General features: G+C 63.6%; 21 protein-coding genes and 2 tRNA genes. 15 read left to right on the forward strand and 8 right to left on the reverse strand.

Translation table 11 applies throughout. The annotated features are described in order from the left end of the window. Positions 1-125 precede the first annotated feature (125 nt). The 5 genes from HMI59_RS07125 to HMI59_RS07145 all read left to right on the forward strand — a co-directional run bounded on the left by HMI59_RS07125 (position 126) and on the right by HMI59_RS07145 (position 5,872). Positions 126-1,265: a PDZ domain-containing protein gene (locus tag HMI59_RS07125; protein WP_193593216.1), complete on the forward strand. Its 1,140-nt coding sequence runs from the start codon at positions 126-128 to the stop codon at positions 1,263-1,265. A gap of 126 nt (positions 1,266-1,391) precedes the next feature. Next, entirely contained in the window at positions 1,392-4,373 is a 2,982-nt protein-coding gene (locus HMI59_RS07130; RefSeq protein ID WP_193593217.1) for a UPF0182 family protein, read from the forward strand. A 195-nt stretch (positions 4,374-4,568) separates the two neighbouring features. After that, a tRNA-Met gene (locus HMI59_RS07135) sits at positions 4,569-4,642 on the forward strand. Positions 4,643-4,863: 221 nt separating this feature from the next. Next, positions 4,864-4,937 (forward strand) — tRNA-Met (locus HMI59_RS07140). A gap of 128 nt (positions 4,938-5,065) precedes the next feature. Beyond that, positions 5,066-5,872, forward strand: a complete 807-nt coding sequence (locus HMI59_RS07145; RefSeq protein ID WP_193593218.1) for a GntR family transcriptional regulator — start codon at positions 5,066-5,068, stop codon at positions 5,870-5,872. Between the two features lie 110 nt (positions 5,873-5,982). On the opposite strand, the gene HMI59_RS07150 is transcribed toward HMI59_RS07145, so the two are convergent. Next, positions 5,983-6,771, reverse strand: a complete 789-nt coding sequence (locus HMI59_RS07150) for a PspA/IM30 family protein (RefSeq protein ID WP_062097300.1) — start codon at positions 6,769-6,771, stop codon at positions 5,983-5,985. Between the two features lie 122 nt (positions 6,772-6,893). Then, positions 6,894-8,951, reverse strand: coding sequence for a TPM domain-containing protein (locus HMI59_RS07155; protein ID WP_193593219.1), 2,058 nt, complete (start codon positions 8,949-8,951; stop codon positions 6,894-6,896). Between the two features lie 333 nt (positions 8,952-9,284). Here HMI59_RS07155 and HMI59_RS07160 point away from each other — a divergent pair, with 333 nt between their 5' ends. The 5 genes from HMI59_RS07160 (at position 9,285) to HMI59_RS07180 (ending at position 14,404) form a co-directional block, all read left to right on the forward strand. Then, positions 9,285-10,973: a S1C family serine protease gene (locus tag HMI59_RS07160; protein WP_166183388.1), complete on the forward strand. Its 1,689-nt coding sequence runs from the start codon at positions 9,285-9,287 to the stop codon at positions 10,971-10,973. A 268-nt stretch (positions 10,974-11,241) separates the two neighbouring features. Then, complete coding sequence (locus tag HMI59_RS07165; protein WP_021471836.1) at positions 11,242-12,045, forward strand: electron transfer flavoprotein subunit beta/FixA family protein; 804 nt, start codon at positions 11,242-11,244, stop codon at positions 12,043-12,045. Between the two features lie 13 nt (positions 12,046-12,058). Continuing rightward, positions 12,059-13,012, forward strand: coding sequence for an electron transfer flavoprotein subunit alpha/FixB family protein (locus HMI59_RS07170; protein WP_069695179.1), 954 nt, complete (start codon positions 12,059-12,061; stop codon positions 13,010-13,012). A 4-nt stretch (positions 13,013-13,016) separates the two neighbouring features. Beyond that, positions 13,017-13,796: a PIG-L deacetylase family protein gene (locus tag HMI59_RS07175; RefSeq protein WP_227471560.1), complete on the forward strand. Its 780-nt coding sequence runs from the start codon at positions 13,017-13,019 to the stop codon at positions 13,794-13,796. A 74-nt stretch (positions 13,797-13,870) separates the two neighbouring features. Continuing rightward, positions 13,871-14,404, forward strand: a complete 534-nt coding sequence (locus tag HMI59_RS07180; RefSeq protein WP_193593221.1) for a gluconokinase — start codon at positions 13,871-13,873, stop codon at positions 14,402-14,404. Positions 14,405-14,423: 19 nt separating this feature from the next. Here the strand turns inward: HMI59_RS07180 and HMI59_RS07185 are convergent, their stop codons facing one another. The 4 genes from HMI59_RS07185 to HMI59_RS07200 form a co-directional block, all read right to left on the reverse strand. Then, positions 14,424-15,278, reverse strand: a complete 855-nt coding sequence (locus HMI59_RS07185) for an anti-sigma factor (protein ID WP_227471561.1) — start codon at positions 15,276-15,278, stop codon at positions 14,424-14,426. A 34-nt stretch (positions 15,279-15,312) separates the two neighbouring features. Then, positions 15,313-15,915, reverse strand: coding sequence for an ECF RNA polymerase sigma factor SigK (gene sigK / locus HMI59_RS07190; RefSeq protein ID WP_166183379.1), 603 nt, complete (start codon positions 15,913-15,915; stop codon positions 15,313-15,315). A gap of 177 nt (positions 15,916-16,092) precedes the next feature. Further along, entirely contained in the window at positions 16,093-16,560 is a 468-nt protein-coding gene (locus HMI59_RS07195) for a tRNA (cytidine(34)-2'-O)-methyltransferase (protein ID WP_021471842.1), read from the reverse strand. Between the two features lie 35 nt (positions 16,561-16,595). After that, a complete protein-coding gene (locus HMI59_RS07200; protein ID WP_193593223.1) occupies positions 16,596-17,534 on the reverse strand; it encodes a J domain-containing protein in 939 nt (312 codons plus the stop codon). A gap of 165 nt (positions 17,535-17,699) precedes the next feature. Between HMI59_RS07200 and HMI59_RS07205 the strand changes: the two genes are divergently transcribed. Next, entirely contained in the window at positions 17,700-18,371 is a 672-nt protein-coding gene (locus tag HMI59_RS07205) for a hypothetical protein (RefSeq protein WP_193593224.1), read from the forward strand. A 12-nt stretch (positions 18,372-18,383) separates the two neighbouring features. Here the strand turns inward: HMI59_RS07205 and HMI59_RS07210 are convergent, their stop codons facing one another. Then, positions 18,384-18,800 (reverse strand): hypothetical protein, encoded by a 417-nt coding sequence (locus HMI59_RS07210; protein WP_193593225.1) that lies wholly within the window; start codon positions 18,798-18,800, stop codon positions 18,384-18,386. 93 nt (positions 18,801-18,893) lie between these two features. Here HMI59_RS07210 and HMI59_RS07215 point away from each other — a divergent pair, with 93 nt between their 5' ends. After that, positions 18,894-19,562 carry a metalloregulator ArsR/SmtB family transcription factor gene (locus HMI59_RS07215; protein ID WP_193593226.1) on the forward strand — a complete coding sequence of 223 codons (669 nt, stop codon included), beginning with the start codon at positions 18,894-18,896 and terminating at the stop codon, positions 19,560-19,562. A 9-nt stretch (positions 19,563-19,571) separates the two neighbouring features. Then, entirely contained in the window at positions 19,572-20,798 is a 1,227-nt protein-coding gene (locus HMI59_RS07220; RefSeq protein WP_193593227.1) for a cysteine desulfurase family protein, read from the forward strand. Positions 20,799-20,833: 35 nt separating this feature from the next. Here HMI59_RS07220 and HMI59_RS07225 read toward each other — a convergent pair whose 3' ends face one another. Continuing rightward, positions 20,834-22,087 carry an NAD(P)/FAD-dependent oxidoreductase gene (locus tag HMI59_RS07225; protein ID WP_193593228.1) on the reverse strand — a complete coding sequence of 418 codons (1,254 nt, stop codon included), beginning with the start codon at positions 22,085-22,087 and terminating at the stop codon, positions 20,834-20,836. A 159-nt stretch (positions 22,088-22,246) separates the two neighbouring features. Here HMI59_RS07225 and mnmA point away from each other — a divergent pair, with 159 nt between their 5' ends. Both mnmA and HMI59_RS07235 read left to right on the forward strand, forming a co-directional pair. Next, positions 22,247-23,386, forward strand: coding sequence for a tRNA 2-thiouridine(34) synthase MnmA (gene mnmA / locus HMI59_RS07230; RefSeq protein ID WP_166183366.1), 1,140 nt, complete (start codon positions 22,247-22,249; stop codon positions 23,384-23,386). Between the two features lie 82 nt (positions 23,387-23,468). Further along, positions 23,469-25,100, forward strand: a complete 1,632-nt coding sequence (locus HMI59_RS07235) for a hypothetical protein (RefSeq protein WP_166183364.1) — start codon at positions 23,469-23,471, stop codon at positions 25,098-25,100. Positions 25,101-25,113: the final 13 nt, after the last annotated feature.

The raw sequence follows: 25,113 nt of genomic DNA on the forward strand, positions 1-25,113 counted from the left end.
CTGTAGGCAAAGAGGCCTTCCGGCTTTACGAACGCGTAGTGTGGATGCTTGGTATGTTCCCTCTGCCGCCGTAGCGGCAGGAGAGAAAATTGGCCGTCAGGCAGTGGCGGCATAGAGAGGCACCAATGCTTACTTCGCCCAGCCCCGAAGGTTCGGTTGACCCGCGTCAAACGCCCGACGCCGATCCCACGTCCGCGGCGCCCGCGCCTCCGGGCGGCTCCAGCCGATACATGATGATGGTTGTTTCGGGCCTGGTTGCGCTGGGCCTCGGTTTGGGAGCCGCTGCCCTTCCGGTTCCTTACGTGGTGGAGTCCGCAGGCCCGACGTTCAATACCCTTGGCCAGGACGGCGATAAACCTGTCATCACTGTGTCCGGCCATGAAACCTACCAGGCCAAAGGCAACCTCGATCTGACCACTGTCCTGATGGCCGGTGGTCCGAAGAGCCCGGCAAGCATCTACGATCTTTTCCGTGCCTGGCTGGATAAATCGAAGGCTGTCTATCCGGAAGAACTGATTTATCCCAAGGGCACCACCGCGGAACAAACCGTTCAGCAGGGCGAGATCGCCATGGAAACTTCGCAGGAGAATGCTGTTGCGGCGGCACTGCGTGAGCTGGACATTCCCTTTGAGCAACGGTTGACGGTCGCGGGGCTCTCCGATGATTCTCCTTCATCAGGCAAACTGCAGGAGGGCGATCGCCTCCTTGCCATCAATGGCAAAGCCATCACGTCCATGAGCGTGGTCCAGGCCGAACTCTCCGCCGGGGCCGGGGCATCGGTGGTCGTCGGGATAGACAGGAACGGATCCACGACGTCGGTCACGGTGACGCCAACCAAGAATGCCAACGACCGTTACGTCCTGGGAATTTTGCTGTCCAGCGATTTCACCTTCCCTTTCGACGTGAAGATTTCCCTGGACAACGTGGGTGGCCCCAGCGCGGGCCTGATGTTTGCACTGGGCATTGTCGACACCCTTACTCCCGGTGACCTCACCGGCGGCCGGCATGTGGCCGGAACCGGCACCATCACTGCGGACGGGGCTGTGGGGCCCATCGGGGGAGTAGCGCAGAAGATGATCGGGGCCAGGCAGCATGGAGCGACGATGTTCCTCGCCCCCGCAGCGAACTGTGCAGACGTCGTGGGAAACGTCCCGGATGGTCTTCAAGTGGTGAAGGTGGAGACCTTGGCGGATGCCAAGGCCGCCGTGGAGCAGCTCGGCTCGGGCCAGGACACATCGGGCCTCCCCACCTGCGCAAACAACTAGACTGGCCGTGGAACTTAGCTCCGCCGCCACTCGTGGCATATATGACGGCTTCACCTGCACCCAGCTGGGACGGCCGTCGAACACCCGCATACCGACTTTTAACTGACGACCAATGAGGTACAGAGTTTGTCCCGTCCCGCCAGCTCCAGCCCACCCGGAAGATCGCCGCTGAGACGAGGTGCCCTGACCCCGACGCTCATTGTCGTGGCCGTGGCGGTCGTCGGGTTCATTTTCTTCGCCAATGTGTGGACAGATGTCCTGTGGTACCAGCAGTTGGGCTTCTTCGAGGTCTACATCCGCGAGAACCTCGCCAGGATCATCACGTTCATGGTCGGCTTTGCCATGATGTTCGCCGCCGTCTTCTTCGCAATCCGGATCGCCTACCGGTCCAGGCCGGTGTATGCCCCGGACGCCGAAGCCCGCGACAACCTCAACCGCTACCAGGCGCAGCTGGAACCTGTGCGCCGGGTCGTCATGGTCGGCCTGCCTATCCTTTTTGGGCTCTTCGCCGGCAGCGCTGCCGCCAGCCAGTGGCAGAAGATTCTTCTGTTCTTCAACCAGGAACCCTTCGGACAGGCGGATCCCCTGTTTAACCTTGACATCAGCTTCTACCTGATGTCATTGCCATTCCTTGGTTTCGTCACGGGATTCCTGATCAGCATCGCCGTAGTTGCGGGTATTGCCGGCATCCTGACCCATTACCTCTACGGCAGCATCCGGCTCATGGAGCGTGGGGTCTTCACCAGCCGTGCAGCCCAGATCCACATCGCCGTCACAGGCGCACTGTTCCTGCTGCTGCTTGGTGTCAACTTCTGGCTGGACCGTTACACGACGGTTCAGAGTGCCTCCGGCCGTTGGGCCGGTGCGCTCTACACGGACGTCAACGCCGTGGTGCCAACCAAGGCCATCCTGGCCGTGGCGGCAGGCCTGGTAGCTATCCTGTTCATCGTCGCCGCAGTCATTGGCCGTTGGCGCCTGCCGGTCATCGGCACCGCCATGCTGATCATCACCGCGATCCTGGCCGGCGGCGTCTACCCTTGGGTGATCCAGCAGTTCCAGGTACGCCCGTCGGAGAACACGCTGGAACGGGAATTCATTTCCCGCAATATCAATATGACCCGTTCCGCCTACGGTCTGGACAAGATCGAGGTATCGGCCTACAACGCCACGACGACGGCGCAGAGCGGTGCGCTTGCCAAGGACGCCCAAACGGCCGCGAACATCCGCCTCCTGGACCCCAACCTTGTGTCCTCGGCGTTCTCCCAGCTGGAACAGTACCGTCCGTATTACCAGTTCCCGCAGACGTTGAACGTGGACCGTTACACGGTGGACGGAAAGGTTCAGGACACGGTGATTGCCGTGCGCGAACTCAACCCCGATGGTCTCAGCGCCAACCAGCAAACCTGGGTGAACCGGCACATCGTCTACACCCACGGTTACGGCGTAGTAGCAGCCAAGGGCAACAAGTTCACGGTCGACGGCAAGCCGGAGTTCCTGCAGTCCGGTATCCCGTCCAGTGGTGTCCTCGGCAACGACACTTCCTACCAGCCGCGCATCTATTTCGGCGAGAATTCGCCTGAATACTCCATTGTGGGCGCTCCGGAGGGCTCACCCCACCGTGAGCAGGACCGGCCGGCCGGGCGTGAAGGCACCGGGGAAACCCAGTACACCTTCACTGGAAACGGTGGACCGAATGTTGGCAACTGGCTTAACCGGATTCTCTACTCCATCAAGTTCCAGTCCTCGGACCTGCTTCTGTCCGACGGCGTCAACGAGAAATCCCAGATCCTGTACGACCGCAACCCGCGCGAACGTGTAGAGAAGCTGGCGCCTTACCTCACGGTGGACGGCAATGCCTACCCGGCTGTGGTGGATGGTCGCGTGAAGTGGATCGTGGACGGTTACACCACGAGCCAGTACTTCCCGTATTCCCAGCCGCAGCAGCTGCAGAACGCCACCGCCGACTCCCAAACGACTGCCGGACGAACGGTTGCCTTGCCAAACAGCTCGGTCAACTACATCCGTAACTCGGTCAAGGCGACTGTTGATGCCTACGACGGCTCGGTGACTCTCTACGCATGGGATGAACAGGATCCGCTCCTGAAGGCATGGCAGAAGGTCTTCCCGACCACGCTGAAGCCGTACACGGAGATGTCCGGTGACCTTATGAGCCACGTCCGCTACCCGGAGGACCTGTTCAAGGTCCAGCGTGAACTCCTGGGCCGTTACCACGTGACCGACGCTGACAGCTTCTACCAGAACAACGATGCCTGGAGCGTTCCGAACGATCCAACGGTCTCGGAGCCGGTCAAGCAGCCGCCGTTCTACATGTCGCTGCAAATGCCCGATCAGGACAAGCCAGCGTTCCAGCTCACCTCGTCCTTCATTCCGCAGACCGTCAACGGAAATGCGAGGAACATCCTGTATGGCTTCCTGGCTGCTGATTCCGACGCCGGCAACGTCAAGGGTGTGAAGGCGGACAGCTACGGCAAGTTGAGGCTGTTGCAACTTCCCACTGACACGCAGGTGCCGGGCCCCGGCCAGGCGCAGAACAAGTTCAACTCCGATCCCACCGTGTCCCAGGCATTGAACCTCCTGCGACAAGGAGCCTCGGATGTATTGAACGGCAACCTGCTGACGCTCCCCGTGGGCGGTGGCCTGCTGTATGTGCAGCCGGTCTACCTGAAGTCGACGGGTGAGACGTCGTACCCGACGCTGCAGCGCGTCCTGGTGGCCTTCGGCGACAAGATCGGCTTCGCGCCAACGCTGGATGAGGCGCTGGACCAATTGTTCGGCGGCAATTCCGGTGCGAAGGCCGGGGACTCCGATAACAATGGCCAGACTCCTGCAACTCCGCCGGGTACCACCACGCCTGAGGCTCCGGCGGACGCCAAGGCCGAACTCAAGGCGGCACTGGATGAAGCCAACAAGGCCATCACGGACGGCCAGGCCGCTCTCGCCAAGGGCGACTTCGCCGCTTACGGAACCCAGCAGACCAAGTTGTCGGAGGCCTTGAAGAAGGCACTCGACGCCGAGGCCAGGCTGGGAGCAACTCCCGCACCGGCGGCGACGCCCAGCGCTACGCCGTCGCCCTCCCCAAGTAGCTAGTCCTTATAGCAAGGCCGGTGCCCGCTCCCACCAGGAGCGGGCACCGCTTTTTAAGGAAGCCTGTGCCGATTCTTAAGGAAGCCGGTGCCGAAGCCTTTACAGGAGGCCGGCGCTGGGCTCCCGGTCAGGGGAGACGCACATCACGGCTCCAGGATTTGGACTGCCGGTCCGCGGACGGTAATGTTGTTGGAGCGACGCGGGGTGGAGCAGTTCGGTAGCTCGCTGGGCTCATAACCCAGAGGTCACAGGTTCAAATCCTGTCCCCGCAACTGGAGAGGAAAGTCCGGATCAGTCTTACTGATCCGGACTTTCTGTTTTCCGGGTATTTTTTGGACCCCATGTTTGGGTTAGCGGCCGCATATTTTCACGGACCCCGAATTTTCACGGACGCGAGTTTTTCGCGGACGCAGATCCGCGACGTGATCTCGGGCACTCCGGGCGCCATATGGTCATCAGCACCCTGCCGCTTAGGGTATTGTTGTTTGAGCGACGCGGGGTGGAGCAGTTCGGTAGCTCGCTGGGCTCATAACCCAGAGGTCACAGGTTCAAATCCTGTCCCCGCAACTGGAGAAAAGATCCGGATCAGTAATCACTGGTCCGGATCTTTTGTTTATGCGTATCCAGCACCGTCCTGATGCGGTGCTAGCATCGATTCCCGAACAGCTGGGCACGCCGATCGCCGGGAAGGGCCAATGGTCGAAGAAGACTTCACACAAAAGCTTGAGGGCCAGGTCCTGCAGCGGAACAGTCCCGTGGCCGTGTACCAACAGGTGGCCGATGTCCTGGCGGACCACGTCAGCCGCCTGGAACCGGGTGCGAGGATTCCCACGGAGGAGTCGCTGATGGAAGAGTACGGAATCAGCCGCACCACCGTCAGGAAGGCCATGGAAACCCTCGTAGCCAAGGGGCTCCTTGTGCGCCGCCAAGGCAAGGGAACATTCGTCATGGCGCAGCGCCCTGCCCGCATGCTCAACCGGCTGGCCCCCTTCATGGAGACCTTCACGGCTGCCGGGATGAAAACGGTCAAGGGGTTGATCGAGTACAAGTGGATGGAAAAAGACAACACCGTCCCTGCCAAGCTCGTCTCCGCGGACAACCTTGTCCTGGTCATCCGCCGTTCCTACTCCAGCGGAGGATGGCCCTACGCCATAGCGGAAATCTTCATCCCGTCCCATATCGGCCGGCACATCAGCCTTGCTGACGCAGAACGGAACTCCATCTACCAGGTGATCCAGGACAGGACCTTGAAACCCCTGCAACGGGCCGAGATTACCGTGACCATGCACGCACCGCCTGAGCACCTTGCTGACGCCCTGAATGTGCGGGAGTTCCCGGTAGTGCCGCGGCTTGAGAGGACCACCCTGGGTGCCGATGACGAAGTCCTGGAGTGCACTGTGACGTACTTCCATCCCAACGGTTTTGAGATCCGGGCCGAGGTGGCCACCGAAGCGGCTCCGGCCCGGCCCACGACGGACCCGGCAGCGTTTCCGGTTCCCTGAGCAGGCGCGGCGGGTAGGGAGCCCAATCATCCCGGCGTTAAGCAAAACTGGCCGGCCCTTGGAGGACCGGCCAGTTACTCGACTCAGTGATCAGTGACCCGAGGCAGTGATCAGAGCTTGTCGAAATCTGCTTCGTCGATGGTTACACCGCTGGAGGCGGGGGCGCCGCTTCCAATGGCAGGCTTGCTGCCACCGGACTTGAGGGCTGCCAGGCGTGCTTCAATCTCCGTCTGCTCGCCCAGATCTTCGAGCTGGTTGAACTGTGCGTCGAGGCTGGAGGCAGCCAGTTCCTGCTGGCCGAGGACCTTGGCCTCTTCGCGGCGGATCTTCTCTTCGAAACGGCCCACTTCGCTGGTGGGGTCCATGATGTCGATGCTCTTGAGGGCGTCGTGGACCTGGGACTGTGCAGCTGCGGTTTTGGAGCGGGCTACCAACTCGTTGCGCTTGGCGGTGAGCTGGTTCAGCTTGTTCTTCATCTGGTCAAGGCCGCTCTTGAGCTTGTCCACCACTTCGGTCTGCGAAGCGATGCTCGGCTCCGCTGCCTTGGCCTCGGACTCGGCTGCCATCTGACGCTGGATGGCAACCTTGGCGAGGTTGTCAAACTTCTCGGCATCCACGGTGTCACCGGAAGCGCGGTATTCGTCGGCCTTGCGGGAGGCAGCCAGCGCCTTGTTGCCCCAGTCCTGGGCGTTCTTGACGTCCTCGTTGTAGTCGGCCTGCAGCATCCGGAGATTGCCGATGGTTTGTGCCACTGCGGACTCGGCCTCGGCAATATTGTTCGTGTAGTCGCGGACCATCTGGTCCAGCATTTTCTGCGGATCCTCGGCCTGGTCCAGCAAAGAGTTGATGTTTGCCTTCGCGAGCTGTGCGATCCGACCGAAAATGGACTGCTTAACCATGGTGTTGCCTTTCGTCCTGCTCAGTGGAAGCCACTGAAATCAGTGATCAGTTGTTGTACCGCTTAGGTGAATGGGGCCAGGGGCCCACCTGTTTCGTGGTGGCGGGAACCAGTTTGTGTTGCCTAGAAGCTGCCGGAGTCGCCTCCGCCAAAGTCGCCACCGCCGAAGTCGCCTCCGCCGCCCCATCCGCCGCCGGAGTCGCCACCGAAGAAGCCTCCTCCGCCGCCGTCGCTGTGGCCACCGCCCCATCCGCCGCCTCCGCCGTTGAGGATGGAGTTGATCAGGATGCCACCCAGGATGGCGCCGCCAAGTCCGCCGCCGCCTCCGCCGCCTCCGAACATGCCGCCACGGCCATAGCCCTGGTCGGCGTAGCCGAAGTGGTCGACGTCGGCCTGTGCCAACTGTGCCGCCTGCGCCGCGAGCGAGTGTGCCTGCTGTGCGTAGGTCAGTGCAGTGACGGGATCATTGCGGGAGATGGACAATGCGTAATCCAGGTTCCGTTGGGCCTCTGCCAGCCGGGTGCGTGCCTCGGTGCCGACCCCACCGCGGCGTGCGGTGATGTAGTCGCTGGTTGCACTGATCTGGGCTTGGGCAGCCATGATGGTCTGCTGCAACGAGGACTGTGCGCGGCGCGCCTGTTCCTGTTGGTCCCGGATGCCGGAGAGGGCCTGGTCCAGGGCCTGATGCGCCGTTTCCACCCGCGTCAGGGTTGCGATGGGATCGATCTTTCCGCTGCTGATTTCATTCTTGACCTGCGCCAGGGCTGCTTCAACGCCAGCTACCGGTCCGGCGAGCTCGGGGTGCTGTCCGGACTGGATCATTGCCCTTGCCTGCGCCAGGTCCTGGCTGGTTTCGGCCACGGCGCTTTCGAGCGAGTTCCGGGCTTCGTCCAGGCTGCCGGCGGTCTTGGAGATCGCGTCGATCAGCACGTTGGTCTGATGAAGGCTCTCTTCGGCGGCGCGCACCGCAACAGCAGCAAGGCTGTTTTCGCCGGAAGCGAGTTTCTCCTGGGCTGTTGCCGCCGCGTTCTGGACGAACGCGAGCCGCTCCTTGGCCTGCAGGATGTTGTCGGAAACCTGCGCCGACGCGGAGTCCGCGTACTTTGTCCGAAGAGCCTCGAGAGACTGTTCGGCGCTGGCAATTCGTGCGTCCGCTTCCCGTGCCCCGTTCGTTACTGCCGCGAGTGCCTGGGGAGCGTTCTTCTCCAGTTCGCGAAGTGAATCGAAATCGGCTTTCTGGTCACGGAGGGAGGCCAGCGCGGCCTCGGAACGACGGATGATCTCGCCGAGCCAGCTCCGCTGCTGTTCCTCGGTGTCGGGGATATGGTCGTCGAGCTGCTGCTGCAGCTTGAACGACTCCGTCATGTGGTTCTTGGCTTCCTGCAAGGCCTTGGTGAAGTTGCCGATGGCTGCATCGCCGTACTGTGCCTGCGCGAAACCGAGTTCCTGCTCGCTGGACTTGATGGCGTCATCCGCCTCGATCAGCAGCGATCCGCTCCTTTGGCGAAGCTCGGGAATGCTGAGGCCGGCCAAGGGGTCCAGCTGCCCGCTCTGGGGACCATACCCGGCGTCGGAAGTCTGGCCGGCCTTCTTGCGCCGATTCCGCAGGAACAGGTAGGTTCCAGCACCGGCGACGGCCACAGCGCCGACTCCCACCAGGACGCCGGCTCCGCTGTTGCCACTGGGTACGGTGCCGCTTCCGCCGCCGGCGGCGTCGCCAATGGCGGCTGCGGTGTCAATGGCTGCCTGGGCGTAGTCCTTCTTGCCGCCGGCAAGGTTCGCGACAATGGCATTCTGTGTGATGTTGGTGCGCTTGGAGTAGATAGAGCTCTGGGAATTCGGGGCGAAGTAGTACTGGCCGGCAGTCGATATCGCCAGGATGACGTCCGCCTTGCCCATCTGCTTCTTCTCGGCCACGGCCTCGCCCCAAGCCTTGGGATCGGAGGGGTTCTCGAAAGAGTTAACCGTCACCACGTAGAGGTTGTACTTGTGGTCCTTGAGCGTCTTCTGAATGGCGTCCTGGACCTCGCCCTTCCGGCTGCCAAGGACGTTGGCGTCATCGACGATGTTTGTGCCGGATGGAATGGTGACCGGGTCCGCAGCCCAGGCCGAGCCGGCCGGGAGGGCCAGCACTCCAGCCACGCCAATCACGGCGAGTACACGTTTCACTATTGACCGCATGTGCAACCCTTCAGCACGTCTGCGACTGGAACAGGGCGAACCAATCGTCACAGAATGCTCAGCGCCCCCACGCATGGTGTAAAGCCGCAGGTCGCTGTGGCAATTCCTCTTGATTCTATGGTGCACCCCATACCCCGTCCACAGGGCTGAATATGCCACCAGCGAAATACAGGAGAAACCCCGAAGTTCCGCGCGTTGAAGCCTTCAGCGCCGGTGGGGACAGCGTGTTCCCGGGCAGGAAAGGGGCCTTTCAGTAAGCTCCCAGCAAACGTCCGAAATTGTTCCAGTCAACGGGTCCATAGTTGAGGTAGGTCAGAACGAAAGGACACCCCCATGACGGAGAACCCAGCTCAGGGAAATGCACCGGAGAACCGCGAGCCTTCGGCGCCACGGGACGGTACGGGCACTTCCGATGCCAACCCCACCCGGCAGCAACCCGCAGCCGGCTCCGGCTACGGAGCTCCTGCCCAGCCCACTGCCCCCTTGCCGGCGTTCCAGCCGGGCGCCGAGGGAGGCCGCCCCGCCGTAGGCCCGCAGTTCGCCCAACCCCAATACGGACAGGCTCAGCACAGCCAGCCCCAAACAAGCCAGTCACAGCCCGGCCAACCCCAACACGGCCAAGCGCAGCCCGGAGGCTACCAGCAGCCGGACCGGGCCCCGTACGGCGGAGGCTACCCAGCTGCCGGGCAGCGGCCGGAGTACCCCCAGCGCCACCCGTTCTACGGCGCACAATCCACCGGCGGCCACGACCCGAACAGCAGCCACGCACGGCAGGGCCAAGGCACTTACCACGCCCCCGGCCAGCAGCCCTCCGGGAAAACGAAGGCCAAGCCGGTCTTCGGCGTCGGGACACTGGTTGCCAGCATCCTGGCAGCGGGCCTCGTGGGCGGCGGAGTGGTGGCTGGTACCAGTGCGCTGATGGATGAGCCTGCCACGGCGTCCTCCAGCAGCGGCCAGTCCAGCACCCTGATCGTGAACAACAAGGACGACGTCAACGTCATTACGGCTGCTGCCGCAAAGGCGTCACCCAGCGTTGTCACCATCAAGGCCACCAGCGGAAGTGAAGGTGGCACGGGCTCAGGCATCATCATTGATGACCAAGGCCACATCCTGACCAACACCCACGTGGTGACGCTGGACGGCGCTACGTCCAACGCCGCGATCGAAGTCCGTACCAGTGACGGCAAGGTCATGAAGGCCACGATCGTGGGCACTGACCCGCTGTCCGATCTCGCGGTCATCAAGGTATCCGACGCCTCCGGGCTGGTGCCGGCCACGCTGGGTGATTCCTCCAAGATCAACGTGGGGGACACCGCCGTCGCGATCGGTTCGCCGCTTGGACTCACCGGCACGGTGACCGACGGTATTGTCTCAACGCTCAACCGGACCATCAGCGTTGCCTCGTCAGCCGTTCCCGAGGATGGGCCGGACAACAGCCAGGGCAACGACGAGGGCTTCCAGTTCGCTCCGCCGAACGGCGGCCAGAGCCAGCGCTCGGCGAACGAGGGATCGATTGCCATCAACGTGATCCAGACGGACGCCGCCATCAATCCGGGCAACTCCGGCGGCGCCTTGGTCAACAGCAAGGGCGAGATCATCGGCGTCAACGTCGCCATCGCCTCGGCTGGCAGCGGCAATTCCGATTCTTCGACCGGCAACATCGGCGTTGGGTTCAGTGTGCCGATCAACCACGCGAAGCGGATTGCCCAGGAAATCATCGACAACGGGAAGGCCAGCCACGGACAGTTTGGCGTGTCGGTCAGGTCAAAGTCGTCCACGGGCGGCAATTCCGGTTTCTCGGTGGGCGCTGAAGTCGCGTCAGTGACAGCGGACTCGGCGGCCGCCAAGGCCGGCATCAAGGTAGGGGACGTCGTCACCAAGTTCGGCGACTACGCCATCAGCGACCCCAACCAGTTGACTGCCGCCGTCCGCGAACAGCCTGCCGGTGCCAAGGTCAAGGTCACCATCGAACGCAACGGCCAGTCACAGGAAGTCGACGTCACGCTCGACGCCGCCAAGTAGGCCGGACCCAACGTAAAGCTGGACCCAACGTAAAGTACGACGGCGGGAGGCACCTGCGGTTGGCAACCAACCCATGGTGCCCTCCCGCCGTCGGGCGTCCGCCGCGGGCGAGGACCGATCCTGAAACAGGAGTTAACCCCGCAATGGTTTTTTGCGGGCAATATGCTTAGCTAGGGGGAGCCCACGCGTTGGGCGTTTCACGGCCACGTTTACTGCGGTTGGCCGTCCACAAGCATGGAAGGCTGCTTCGAAGACAGTGGAAGAGACATTGAAGATTGTCGTTCTGGTCAAGCACGTCCCGGACGCCCAGTTCGACCGGCACATCACAGGACCGGGCAACACCACGGACCGTGACGAAAGTATCTTGTCCGAACTGGATGAATACGCCCTCGAGGCCGCGCTGCAACTTGCTGAAGAACGCGGCGGCGCCAAGGCCGGCAACGAGGTCATCGCACTGAGCATGGGTCCCTCCGGGGCCGTGAACTCGGTCAAGAAGTCGCTGCAGATCGGTGCCTACTCCGGAGTGCACCTGAGCGATGACGCGTTGGCAGGATCCGACGCCGCTGCCACGTCCTTGGCCCTTGCCGCCGCCATCCGCCACATCTCCTCCGACGGACGTCCCGTGGACCTGGTCCTGACGGGCATGGCTTCCACGGACGGGGAGACGTCCTTGGTTCCCGCGCAGCTGGCCGAGCGCCTCGGCCTCCCGCAGCTCACCTTCGCCTCCACATTGGAGGTCAACGGCCGCACTGCCGTGGCACGCCGGGATGCGGGGACGCACTCGGAAACAGTGGAAGCGCAGCTGCCCGCGCTCGTCTCTGTCACCGATCAGATCAACGAGCCCCGGTACCCCAACTTCAAGGGCATCCTGGCAGCCAAGAAGAAGAAGATCGCGTCCCTGACGCTGGCCGACGTTGGAGTTGATGCCTCCCAGGTGGGTCTCGCCGGATCCTGGACCGTGGTGGAAACGGCAGAGGCCCGGCCGCCGCGGACAGCAGGCACCATCATCAATGACGAAGGCGACGCCGGCATCAAGCTGGTCGACTTCCTGGCCGCACAGAAGCTGCTCTAAGAGGACTGCACACATGGCAAACGCACTTGTTTTCATTGACAACCCGGGAGCATCGCTCAAGAAGAGCAGCCTGGAACTCCTGACCCTCGCCCGCCAGCTGGGGGAGACCGCCGTGGCGGTCAACGGTGAACTGAACGACGACGCCGCGGCGACCCTGGGCGCCTATGGCGTCACTGCCGTGTACCAGCCGTCGTCGAACGATCTGGGCGATTACCTTGTGGGGCCCAAGGCCGCTTACCTTGCCGCCGCTGTGGCGGCCTCGGGAGCAACCCGCGTGCTCCTCGAAAACTCGCCCGAGGGCAAGGAGATCGCCGGGCGGCTGGGCATCAAGCTCAGCGCCGGAGTCATCACGGATGTTGTTGGGGTGGAAGCCGATGGGACAGCCCATAAGTCTGTCCTCGCCGGCTCGTACAACACCTCCGCCAAGGCCACGACGCCAGTTGCCGTGCTGACTGTCAAGGCGAACTTGATTGAACCGCAGCCTGCAGATACCGCTACCACGCCGGAGGTTGCCAAGGTGGAAGTTCCGGCCGACGCTACCGCGGCGGCAGCGCGCATCTCATCCCGCGAGGCCAAGCCTGCCTCCGGCCGTCCGGACCTGAGCGAGGCCCGGATCGTGGTGGCAGGTGGCCGCGGTGTTGATGGCGACTTCGGACCGCTGGAGGAACTGGCGGACGTCCTGGGGGCTGCCGTTGGCGCTTCACGAGCCGCAACGGATGCCGGTTGGATCGGCCACGACGCCCAAGTGGGCCAGACCGGCGTCACCGTCTCGCCACAGCTCTACATCTCTGCGGGTATTTCCGGAGCGATCCAGCAGAAGGCCGGCATGCAGACCTCCAAGGTGATCGTGGCCATCAACAAGGATGCCGAATCTCCGGTGTTCGAGATCGCCGACTTCGGGATCGTTGGAGACCTCTTCAAGGTCCTGCCCCAGGCTACAGCCGAGATCAAGAAGCGGAAGGGCTAGTTCCTTGGCTTTTGACGTTTCGTCATCGAAGAGCCCGTTCAATGCCTCCACGGAGCGCGTTGAGCGGGTGCTTTGTTTTACTGCCCACCCGGACGACATCGACTTCGGAGCTGCCGGCACCATTGCTGCCTGGACCGCTGCGGGCGTCCAGGTAAGTTACTGCATCATGACCGACGGTGACGCCGGCGGGTTTGATCCCGTGGACCGTGAGCGCATCATTGAGCTCCGGGCCGAGGAACAACGGCACGCGGCTTCCATGGTAGGAGTGCAGGATATCCACTACCTGCATGAGCGCGACGGGTACTTGGAGCCGACACACGAGGTCATCAAGCGGGTGGTGGAACTGATCCGCCGGATCCGTCCCCAGATTGTCCTGACGATGCACCCTGAACGGAACTGGGACCGGATCCAGAAGAGCCACCCCGACCATCTGGCAGCGGGTGAGGCCGTGACACGGGCAATCTATCCTGCAGTGGAGAACCCGTTCGCCTACCCGGAACTCGCCGACGCCGGCCTTGAGGCTTACAAGCTGCCCTGGCTATGGTTCATCTCCAGCCCCGGATCGCTGGAAAACCACTTTGTTGACGTCACGGACCACGTGGACGCGAAGCTGGCGGCCATCCGGATCCATGCGAGCCAGCATCCCGACGTGGCGCACATGGAACGCGTGGTGCGGAACAACCTGATCGCGAACGGAGGACGCGCGGGCTTCCCTGAAGGCCGGAGTGCTGAGGCGTTCCACGTGGTGGCCGTCAACGGAAACAGCACCATAGCAGGGTTCTGATATTGCCCTGATGTAACCCCTGCCATATGCTTGACCTCGGTTAAATCATATTTATTTGAGGAAGGCGGACTTTGATGGCGAAGACTGCACAACAGCCCGTTCTGGTGATCATGGGGGTCTCCGGTTCCGGCAAGTCGACGGTAGCGGGCGTACTCGCAGGCAAGCTTGGCTGGGACCTGGCCGAGGGCGACGACCTGCATCCGGAAGCAAATGTGGCAAAGATGCACGCGGGACAGGCGCTCACCGATGAGGACCGCTGGCCGTGGCTCGGCACCATCGCGGACTGGATCAAAGCGCACACTGCCGCAGGCACTCCGGCCATCATTACGTGCTCCGCCCTGAAGAAGAAGTACCGGGACGTCCTCCGGGGCGAGGGCGTGGTCTTCGTCTTCCTGCAAGGCAGCAAGGACAGGATCTCGGACCGGCTTGCTTCCCGGCACGGTCACTTCATGCCGGCGTCCCTCCTTGAGTCGCAGTTCGAAGCGCTCGAAGAACCGACCGAGGACGAGAACTACGTTTCGCTGTGTGTTTCGGCCTCGCCCGCCGAAGAGGCGGACGAGGTCATCGAACGCCTTGGTCTCCACCCGGTTGGCGCCGGCGCGGGCTGACCCGGGCGGGTGCCTGCCATCAAGCGGAGCCGAGCGGTACCACCAGGACAGGGTCGCTGGTGGGGGCCTGCGATCCGCCGGTGGGCTCCACCGTAATTGCCACGGAAGACGCCGCGGACAGTCCCTTCACCACAGCAGGCTTTGAGAGGGTTTCGGCATCCATGGTGCCTTGCGGGACAGGTGCCGAACCGTCCTTGGGGAGGGTCCACAGCTGATACACCTTGCCTGATGGGGCAGGGGCTACGCCGTCCATAAGGACCACGAACGAGTCCTTCGCCGACGACGCCGAGATGGTGGCGGTGCCGCCGCCGGGAACGTCGGCCGTCTTCTTCCGCACGTCCTGGGCTTGGAGGACCTGGGCGACGGGATCGTTCTGGCCTGCCATGTAGCCGCCGATGCCGACGCCGGCCACGGCGATGACGGCGGCGGCCGCAGCTCCGATCAACCAGCCACGGGCACCGCCAAGGCGACGCCTTTCGGCGCGTTTGGTCCGTGCTCCGTCAAGATCCGCGACGGCGGCCGGTGCTGCAGGTTTGTCAGCCACCACAGGTGCGCCCGGCCCCTGTTCGGCGTCACCTCCCCGGGCCTCAACGTCCTGGGCATCAACTCCCTGGGCGCGGGGCTCGTGGGCGATCTTCTCCATCAAGTCGTGGAACAGGCGGGCCGGGGGCTCTTCTTCGGCGGTAAAACTGATGGCCAATGTTTCCCGGGCCTGCCGGACGCGCTCAAGGAACTCAGGTCCCTCGGGAGCGTCCTTGATGTAGTCATCGATCAAGGCGCGTTCGGAATCGGTAACGGCGTCCAAGGCATAGAGTTCTGCCAACTCCAGGACACGGCCTTCGGCCAGGTCGGTTGCGATGTCGTTCGCGAACATTTTGCGGATGAATCCTCCACTGCTTTCGCTCAAGTCAGCCCACCCCCAAGCACGTCTTGAGGCGCAGGAGGCCGTCCCTGATCCGGGACTTGATGGTCGGCACGGCTGCGCCGAGTTTTTCTGCGACTTCCCGATACGTGAGGCCGCCGTAATAGGCCAGCCGGACAGACTCCTGCTGGGTTTCGGTCAGTGTTCCCAGGCAGCGGCTCACAGCTTCGGCTTCGAGGTTGGTTCCAACTTCCTCGGCCACGACGTCATGGTCGGGATCCTGGCTTGCCGCACCGTACCTGGCTTCGCGGTCCGAGGCGGCCTGGACCGCCCGGACGCGGTCAATGGCCCGGCGGTGGGCGATGGTCATCAACCAGGCCATGGGGCTTCCCGCCGAGGAATCGAACTTGGCAGCGCCCTGCCACACCTGCATGAAAACTTCCTGGGTGGCATCCTCGCTGAGGTCCGGGTCGATCAGGACGCGTTTGGCCATCCCGTAAACGCGTCGGGAGGTGAGCCGGTAAAAATCCGCAAAGGCCTGCTGGTCGCCGTTGGCAACCAACTCAAGCAAACCGGCCAACTGCGAACCCACGTCAGTTGCCGGGGCGGTTTCAAAAACCGGGGGAGCGGGGTTGTTGGGGGTGTCCATCACTGTCCAGCATATGTTGTCCAAGGGCTGACGTGCAGGCCAACCGGGCCCAGATACTGCCGCTGGAACATTGCGTGGCGGCATGCCCCTCTCCAGCGTACTCACATGCGTCTCCTTCCCGGCCTTCGGCGGTTTTTTCCCGCATCAGGTATTCGGAGCCGCAGCCGGTCCGGATGGCTACAGTTTGGCTCCGGCGAAGCCGTTCTGGCGCCATGCCTCGAACACGGCGATGGACGCCGCGTTGGCCAGGTTGAGTGAGCGCAGGGAAGGAAGCATGGGCAGCCGGACGCGTGCGGTTACGTGCGGGTCCTGCTTCAACCACTCAGGCAAGCCGACGGATTCGGGCCCGAAGAGCAGTACGTCGCCCTCTTGGTACGCGATATCCGTGTAGGTGGTGTCGCCGTCGGACGTGAATGCGAAGACGCGTTGCGGCTGGAGTGCAGCCCAAGCGGCGTCAATGTCCTGATGAACGGTCACGACGGCGAGGTCATGGTAATCGAGGCCGGCACGGCGAAGTTTTGCGTCCGAGAAGTCGAAGCCCAGCGGCTCAACCAGGTGGAGCTCAGCGCCGGTGATGGCGGCAAGGCGGATGGCATTTCCGGTATTGCCCGGAATTTCGGGAGTGTGGAAGAGGATGCGGAACACCGTCCCATCCTAGCGATGCCTGGAGCGGCTGCAGGTCAGTGCATGCCCTGCAGCAAGCGTGCCAGGACCGGCACCACCACGGTGTTCGGCGCCGGCCCGGAACTGAGGAACTGCTTGAGCCCCCGGGCCAGGCCTGCACCGTTGACTATTTCCACTCCGCCTCCGGAACGGGATTTGCCGTAGTGGTCGATCACGGGCTCGTGCAGATTGCCGTCGGGGCTGTGCAGGACAACCCACCCGGTGACGTTGAGCTCGGGAAAAAGGTCCTGCATGTGCCTGACGATGTGGGCCAGTTGCGGGGGAGCGATGGAGCGGCCGCCGTGGCGTAACGATTGGCCGTCCCAGGCATAGGCACCCTTGGGGAGCAGCATCGAGCCGACCAGGGCGAGCCGGTATCCGGACAGCACGGCGTGGTCAATGTGGTTGTTGTCCGACGGGGACCGCAGCCCGTTGATGAGCCTGGCCGCAGGAATAGCTGACAGGACCTGTTTGCTGATGAGCTGGACTGTCCGCGTTTCCCGCTGGATACGGGCTTCTGCCCCGAAGATGCCCCGCCTGCGGGGCATGCCATGCATTTGCTGCACGGCCTCTGCCCGGGAAATGAGGGGCACTTCGTTGGGGTCATCGAACGCGGGAACGTACACCGGGGCGTCCCCGGCGGTGTTGCGGGGGGGCTGCGGGCGCCTGACTCCTGCGGAAGTGGCGGACCCGCTGGCAGGTCCCTCGTAAGCTGCTGCTCCGGAACGGCCCGGGGCCGGGGTATTGGCGGCGTACCTGCGGTCGTACTCCGCCCGGCGGCGCGGGTCGATCAGGGTTTCGTAGGCCAAGGTAACCCGGCGGAAGATCTCAGCGTCTCCGCCATGGTCCGGGTGTGCCTTCCTGGCGGCCTTGCGGTAGGCCTGTTTGATCTCCTTGTCCGTCGCGGTGACGGACACGCGAAGGACCTGGTAATGCGAACTGTTGCCCTCGGCCAAGCACGGGCCCTTCTCTAGTCTGGTGCGTCCCTCCTTGCATCCACAGGGGAGGGGCGCGGTTCCGGCCAGTTTATCCAGCCAACAGTTGAACGTTCGCAGCGGTGGCTCTGGTTCCCGGCAGGGCGGCTAGACTCAGTCGGGCAGGACGGCGAGTGAGGAGCAACAGTGGTACGCAATGTTCGACGACGGCTGCTTGGCTTGGGTGCCGTGGCATCAGCCGCAGTCCTCGGCGCCTGTAGCGTCAACGTACCTGACCCGGCCGCTCCGAAGCCGTCGCCGGTGGAATCCACGTTATCGACGCCGACTATTACGCCCGGCCACGATGCAGCTGCTGTCGCGGCGAAGGATCTGCCGTTGAGCGCCGGGGCCAGCCTGGTACCGGGGGATCCGGTGACCATGGAGTCCAAGTTGCAGGAAGTCCCGGGATGGTCGTTGGTCCATGCAGCCAAGCAGGGCGAGGACGAATATAAGAAGTCCGATGGCTGCGTGGCGGTCACCCGCGTCTCGACCAATCAAGGGCCCCTTGTCGAAGCCGGAAACGACGACGCCTCCACGAAGGCCATGTTCCAGTACATGAATCCCGCGATCGATCCCGGCCGGCTGACGCCTGTGACACTTCGTTGGGGGCAGGATGTGGACAAGCCGCTGAGGAAAGTGGAACTGCTGGCGCTGGAATCCTCAGCGGCAAATGGTGGTGCTTCCGCAGTGGTTTTGGGTCGGCTGTTCAGCGGCCCGGCCGCATCCGTTTACGTGTCCGTCACGTGCCCTGATGACGCCGCCCTGGCCAAGGCGAGGGCCGACGTCGAATCCGGCGTGGTACTGGTACCACCCGCCTGAGCACCTTCCGGCCTACTTCCCGTGCCTTGAAGCAAGCCGGTTCAAGGCCAAGGCGCCAACCAGGAGGCCGAAGTCCCGCAGGGCGACGTCGAAGAAGCTGCCCAACACCAGCAGGTTGACGATGATCCCCAGAAGCCACAAGGCCACAATGACCGAGCCTATCCGTGGCCGCAGGGCGACGATGATGCCGGCAATGATCTCGATGATGCCCACGCCATACATGAAGGTCTGGGCCGGAACCGGGATGACGGTGGTCGCCGCGGGCGCCAGATAGGCGGTCCAGTCCGTGAGCAGGTTGGTGAACTTGTCCACGCCGAACAGGATGGGCGCCACCGTAAAGATGGTGCGCAGCAGGACGAACGCCTGACGGGATGTGCGGTCCTCCAACACCGTGGTGGTGGAGACGGCGTGTGCAGTTGAAGGTTCCATGGCGATGCTCCCTTTCTATAAATAGGTATCTTGATTTTAGAATCGCCGGGATGATTAATCAACGAATGTTGTTTTTAGAGATAGCCTTGAACCATGAGCAAGCAAAAGGCACCGTGGCTCGCCAGGATTGCGGCGCTGGCGTCCATGGACGACACGAACCGCCGTGCCCTCTTCAGGTACGTCGGCGACGCGGCCGATGCAGTGGGGCGGGACCAGGCGGCCGAAGCACTGGGTATCCCGCGCAGTACCGCGTCCTTCCACCTGGATCGATTGGTCCGTGACGGAGTGCTGCAGGTTGAGTTCCGGAAAACCTCGGCCAAAAGCGGTCCGGGTTCCGGGCGGCCTTCGAAGTTCTACCGGACGGCCGTGGATGAAGTGGGCGCTTCGGTTCCGGACCGGCACTATGACCTTGCCGGGGACGTCATGGCGCGTGCCATCTCCACATCTCTTGGCAACGGCGGGTCCGTTGCGGAGGCCCTTGAAGCGGCCGCCCACTTCAGGGGACGCGAATCCGGACGGCCCGGAGAATTTTCAGCCGTCCTGGCCGATCTTGGGTACGAACCCGTGGAGGACGGCAGCGGTGGATACAGGCTGCTCAATTGTCCCTTTCATCGGCTGTCCCGCGACCATGCGGACGTGGTGTGTGCCATGAACGGAGCGTTGCTCAAAGGGGCGGCGGAGTCGTCCGGGCTGCCGGCTGACTCCGTGGTTCCCGATCCGGGGCCCGGCCACTGCTGCGCCCGCATCACCGCAGCTCGATAGAATTGCAGGGTGCCCGTATACCTTGACCACGCCGCCACCACCAGCATGTCGGCCGAAGCGCTCGCCGTCATGACCCGCGAACTTGCCCGGACGGGAAATCCTTCCTCCCTGCACAGTGCGGGACGCCGGGCGCGACGGACGGTGGAAGAGGCCCGTGAAACGCTTGCCGCTGCCGCGGGTGCGCATCCTTCAGAAGTCATCTTCACCTCCGGCGGTACGGAGGCCGACAACCTGGCCGTCAAGGGCTTGTATTGGTCCCGGCGGGACGCGGACCCGAAGCGGACACGGATACTCTGCTCCGCCGTCGAGCATCACGCCGTCATGGACGCGGTGGAATGGCTCGAGCGGCACGAAGGTGCCGAGGTTGCCTGGCTTCCGGTTGACGCTCAAGGCGTGGTCCGGTTGGACGCCGTTGAGAGCGAAATTGAGCGTGATCCCGGCTCTGTGGCCTTGGTGACCGTCATGTGGGCCAACAACGAGGTAGGGTCCATCCAGCCCATCCCGGACGTCGTCCGGCTCGCGGCCCGCCACGGAATTCCGGTTCATTCGGATGCCGTCCAGGCTTTCGGCGCCGTGCCTTTGGACTTTCGCTCCTCAGGCCTTGCCGCCATGTCGGTCTCCGGCCACAAGATCGGCGGACCCGTAGGTGTGGGCGCCCTTTTCCTGGGCCGGGCCGTCTCCCTGACCCCCGTGCAGCACGGCGGCGGCCAGGAGCGCGACGTGCGCTCCGGGACGCTGGACACCCCGGCCATTGCGGCCTTCGCTGCTGCCGCTGAGGCCGCCGTCGCCAATCTGGACGGCGAAGCCGGGCGGCTCAGCTCGTTGCGTGACCGCCTCATTGCCGGCGTGCGGAAGGCAATTCCTGAGGCAGTGCTCCGCGGCGCTCCGGCTCAAGGTCGCTTGCCCGGCAATGCCCACTTCACGTTCCCCGGCTGCGAAGGTGATTCGTTGCTGTTCCTGCTTGACCTGGCCGGAGTCGAGTCCTCCACCGGTTCTGCCTGCACCGCGGGAGTTCCCCGGCCCTCCCATGTCCTGCTCGCCATGGGCTTGGACGAAGACACCGCGCGGGGCGCTCAGCGGTTCACTCTGGGCCATTCGTCCACAGACGCTGACGTGGAAGCCCTATTGAAAGCACTGCCGGATGCGTACGCGCGGGCACGCCAGGCGGGTATGGCCGGCCATGAATCGAGCATCCAGACCGCCGCCACCGAAGCCCGGAACGGTATCCGGGCCTAGCTTGCGCGGCCTGCGGATGGGTTGCGGGCCTCCTGCTATGCAGCAGCCGCAAACTCCTCCAGAGGAATGGCCGGATCCAGGAGTCGGGATGTGTCCACGGGGACGCGCCCTGAAATCAACGCCTTGATCGGTTTCTGGACCCGCCTCTGGTTAACGCTCATCCCTGCCACCACCTGACCCGTGCCGCCCTGGGCGTCCCGGATCCAGAATGCGGTAAAGCTCCCGTCCTCCATTGAGCCCCTGATGGCGGGCTCGATGCCGGTAGTGAGCGACGGAAAACCGGAGTATTCCATGCTGAGGGTGAACTGGTCCGTATAAAAGTACGGGACCGCGTCGAGGACGGCGTCCTGGCCCAGCATGGATTTGGCCGCAACCTTTCCCCCGTTGAGGGCGTTGGCCCAGTGCTCGCTGCGGTGGTGCTCGCCGGTAAAGGGGTGCAGCGCATTGGCTACGTCTCCGGCTGCGAGGACGTCCGGTGCGCTGGTCCGCAGTGAGGCATCCACGACGACGCCGTTGCGCACCTCAAGGCCCGACGCTTCGGCCAGTGCCGTGTCGGGAGCGATGCCGACGGCGATGATCGCCAGGTCCGCTGGAATCTCAGCCCCGGTGGTGGTGGTGACGGACGAGGCGTGCCCGCCGCGTCCTTCGATGGAAACCGCACTGGCCGGCAGATGGAATCTGCATCCGTTGTCCTCGTGCAGCCTCCGGAAGTAGGTGCCCAGTTCGGGGCCGATGGCTGTGCCCAGCGGGATATCCTCCAGGCCAAGCAGGGTGACCTCGTTGCCGTAGCTGCGTGCCGCCGCCGCGAGTTCCATGCCGACCCATCCTGAACCGATCATGACCACCCGCCGTCCGCCTTGCTCCAGGAGCGAACGCAAGCGGATGCTGTCGTCGAAGGTCCGGAACGTCATGACCCCCTCAAGCTCTGAGCCCGGAAGGGGGATGCGACGGGGTTGGGCCCCTGTTGCCAGCAGCAACTTGGCGTACTGCCGGAAGCTCCCGTCGTCCAAGGCGACCGAGTGCTCCCTGGTGTCAATGGCTGTCGCGGAAGTGCCCGTGAGGAGCTCCACATCGTTTTCCTCGTACCACTGCGAGGGCATGACCGGCACCGATTCCTCATCGGCCTTTCCCAGGAGGAACTCTTTGGAGAGCGGCGGGCGGAGGTAGGGGTTCCGGGATTCGGCCGCAAGGAGGGTTATGGGTCCTTCGAACCCCTCGGCGCGCAGTGTCTTGGCGGCGGTAGCGCCAGCCAGGCCTCCGCCGGCTATGACCATTCGTTCAGTTGCCATGTCAACTCCGATTCTAAAACTGGTCTCTTTGACTTTAGAAGCGTTGGGGGCGGCAGTCAAGGAAAACTGTCCGCTCAAGGGAATCGGCTAGAATAGATGGGCGCGCCGACTGACCTGAGCCGGATCCGTGCCACCCAATCCCCATCACAGAAAGCCAGCATGCGAGTACTTGCAGCAATGAGCGGCGGAGTTGATTCCGCTGTAGCAGCCGCCCGGGCAGTCGAGGCCGGGCATGACGTCGTCGGAGTCCATCTGGCGTTGTCGCGCATGCCTGGAACCCTCCGGACGGGAAGCCGTGGCTGCTGCACCATCGAGGACTCCCGCGATGCCTGGCGCGCCTGCGATGTCCTGGGGATCCCGTACTACGTCTGGGACTTCTCGGAACGCTTCAAGGAAGACGTCGTCCAGGACTTCATTGACGAGTATGCGGCAGGTCGGACGCCGAACCCCTGCATGCGCTGCAACGAACGCATCAAGTTCGCTGCGCTCCTTGAGAAGGCCATCGCCCTGGGCTTTGATGCCGTGTGCACCGGCCATTATGCCAAGGTCATTGAGGATGCGGACGGCAACCGGGAGTTGCATCGTGCCGCGGACTGGGCAAAGGACCAGAGCTACGTCCTGGGCGTCCTTACCCATGAGCAGTTGAAGCATTCCATGTTCCCCCTGGCTGACACCCCCTCCAAGGCCGAGGTGCGGGCCGAAGCGGAACGGCGAGGCCTTTCCGTGGCCAACAAGCCGGACAGCCACGATATCTGCTTCATCTCCGACGGCGACACCCGGGGCTGGCTTGCCGAAAAAATCGAGATGACCACCGGAGACATCGTTGATGAAACCGGCAAGAAGGTCGGCGAGCACCCGGGGGCCAACGCCTTCACAGTGGGGCAGCGCCGTGGTTTGAAGCTGGGTACCCCGGCCGCCGACGGCAAGCCGCGGTTCGTCCTTGAAATCCGCCCCAAGGAAAACAAGGTTGTGGTTGGCCCGGAGGCGTTGCTGGCCATCGATGAGATCCGGGGGATCAAGGTGTCGTGGGCAGGCCTGCCGATCGCGGAGGTCGCGACAGGCGGGCAGTTCCCGTGCCACGCCCAGGTCAGGGCCCACGGTGATCCGGTTCCGGCAACGGCCCGGGTCGAGTCGGTTCAGGACGATGCCGGTGTTGAACGGACTGAACTTGTGGTCACCTTGACCGATTCCTTGCGCGGAGTCGCGCCCGGGCAGACGGTGGTCCTGTACCAGGGCAGCCGCGTTCTCGGACAGGCAACCATCGACGCCGCCCGCTCACTGCAGAGGGCCGCCCTCTAGCTGGTTGCCTGACAGGCGGGCGGACGCCCATACTTGCCTCAGCAGCGTATCCGCTGCGGTGGGGTCCGCAATGGGGACGGCGATGGCAGTGGCATTTCCGAAGAAGAGCCCTGGTGACATCAAGGCGGGGCAGACGGTCTCAGTGACCGTCCTCGCGGAAGGGCCCATAGGCGCAGCGGGATCGCCGCCGCTGACCGCCCAGGTCCGGATACCCGTAGAACGTCTTCGCCGCGGTCCGACAGGCAATCGCTACGCCGTCCACATCCGTAAATGGCGGGGCACGACCGTTTCCCCGGTGACCCTGACCAGCAAAGGCGATCCATGGCAGCTGTTGTCCCAGCCTCCGCCGTCGGACCTTCGCGAACTCCTGGATGACACCCGCTTCCTGGCCCAGCACGTTTACGGGGTGGCCATGCACACCCTGGATATTTTCGAGACCACCTTGGGCCGCCGCATGCCGTGGAACCCGGAGGGCAGGCTGATCCTCAAGGCCCGGGACCTGGTCACGGCAACAGACACCGGCTACGAGCGCGGGAGCAACACCATCCGCTTCGGTTCCGTTGACCGTATGGGTTACAAGGTGCCCACGGCCCTCTACCGGGACATCGTGGCCCACGAGGTGACCCACGCGATCCTCGACGGGTTCAGGCCGGCCTGGGCGGATCAACTGGCTACGTTGGAGCAGCTGGCCATGCACGAGGCCTTGGCCGACCTGGTGGCAATATTGTCCGTTTTCTCTTCCAGGGACATCGTGTACCGCCAGCTGGAGGCAGCTGCCGGAGGCTTCGAAGCGGGCCAGGCGGTGGATGATGGCTTATTGCTGCGCTCGCTGTTCGACTTTGCCCGTGACCTGTTCGCGCGCGGGCCGTTGCGGGAGCCGTTTGTCGGCGCAATTCCGGAGAACTGGCAGCAGTTCCCGGAGCCCCACGCGAGGGGAGCTGTCGTAGTGGGGGCCGTGCTCCGTGCCGTGCAGAAATTGTGGTCCGAGCGAAACAACCGTTTCGGGGAAGCGCAGAGCCTGCACCAAAAAGCGGAGTCCGGTTCGATTGTCGCCACGAGGGTCTTGCGGATGGTGATCAGGGGGCTGTCCTATATGCCTCCCGTTGACGTCGGGTGGCGTGACCTCCTGCGCGGGATCATCGCGGCGGACCTGGACATGGTGCCTGAGGACCCGCATGGCTACCGCGAAGCGCTGCAGGCCGAGTTTTCAGCCATCGGCATCCGGCGGGTGTCATTGAACAACATCAGCGGCGTGGAGAATTACCAGGGGCTCCGTTATCCCGTCAGGCTTTCCGCGCTGGGCTCCGACCCCCAGGAAGTGCAGCGTTTCGTCTGGGAAAATCCGAGGCTCCTGGACGCGGCCCGCTTGGAGCGCCGTACTCCATTGAGTTCCACCCGTGTCCGGACATCGGAAAGGGTCTCTCCGGACGGGTTCATTGTTTCCGAAATCGGCGCCTCGTTCATCCAGACTGTGCGGATGAGCAGGCGCGAAGCATTCGTCCGGCTTGGCCTCAAAACGCGCAGGGAGTATGTGGACATCCGCGGGGGAGGGCTGCTGAGGTTCGACGCCGGCGGGCGCCTCGTCTATGCGGCCCTGAAGCCCGTCATGGACAGGGAACGGCAGGGGCTGCTGTTCGGCTCGGACGAGGAACACGACATCGAGGAAGCCGCTTCCTCCGGAGTCAAGGCCAAGTTCCACTCCACCGGAGAGTAGGCGTCACCGGGAA

The organism is Paenarthrobacter sp. YJN-5, from assembly GCF_015040095.1.
GTDB lineage: Bacteria > Actinomycetota > Actinomycetes > Actinomycetales > Micrococcaceae > Arthrobacter > Arthrobacter ureafaciens.

Bases quoted from the DNA above. Each gene is read 5' to 3' on its own strand.
- HMI59_RS07185 (WP_227471561.1), bottom strand. From the start codon at position 15,278: ATGTTCGCGAACGACATCGCAACCGACCTGGCCGAAGGCCGTGTCCTG.
- HMI59_RS07160 (WP_166183388.1), top strand. From the start codon at position 9,285: ATGACGGAGAACCCAGCTCAGGGAAATGCACCGGAGAACCGCGAGCCT.
- HMI59_RS07170 (WP_069695179.1), top strand. From the start codon at position 12,059: ATGGCAAACGCACTTGTTTTCATTGACAACCCGGGAGCATCGCTCAAG.
- mnmA (WP_166183366.1), top strand. From the start codon at position 22,247: ATGCGAGTACTTGCAGCAATGAGCGGCGGAGTTGATTCCGCTGTAGCA.
- HMI59_RS07210 (WP_193593225.1), bottom strand. From the start codon at position 18,800: ATGGAACCTTCAACTGCACACGCCGTCTCCACCACCACGGTGTTGGAG.
- HMI59_RS07125 (WP_193593216.1), top strand. From the start codon at position 126: ATGCTTACTTCGCCCAGCCCCGAAGGTTCGGTTGACCCGCGTCAAACG.
- HMI59_RS07225 (WP_193593228.1), bottom strand. From the start codon at position 22,087: ATGGCAACTGAACGAATGGTCATAGCCGGCGGAGGCCTGGCTGGCGCT.
- HMI59_RS07145 (WP_193593218.1), top strand. From the start codon at position 5,066: ATGGTCGAAGAAGACTTCACACAAAAGCTTGAGGGCCAGGTCCTGCAG.
- HMI59_RS07215 (WP_193593226.1), top strand. From the start codon at position 18,894: ATGAGCAAGCAAAAGGCACCGTGGCTCGCCAGGATTGCGGCGCTGGCG.
- HMI59_RS07180 (WP_193593221.1), top strand. From the start codon at position 13,871: ATGGCGAAGACTGCACAACAGCCCGTTCTGGTGATCATGGGGGTCTCC.
- HMI59_RS07235 (WP_166183364.1), top strand. From the start codon at position 23,469: ATGGCAGTGGCATTTCCGAAGAAGAGCCCTGGTGACATCAAGGCGGGG.
- HMI59_RS07155 (WP_193593219.1), bottom strand. From the start codon at position 8,951: ATGCGGTCAATAGTGAAACGTGTACTCGCCGTGATTGGCGTGGCTGGA.
- sigK (WP_166183379.1), bottom strand. From the start codon at position 15,915: ATGGACACCCCCAACAACCCCGCTCCCCCGGTTTTTGAAACCGCCCCG.
- HMI59_RS07150 (WP_062097300.1), bottom strand. From the start codon at position 6,771: ATGGTTAAGCAGTCCATTTTCGGTCGGATCGCACAGCTCGCGAAGGCA.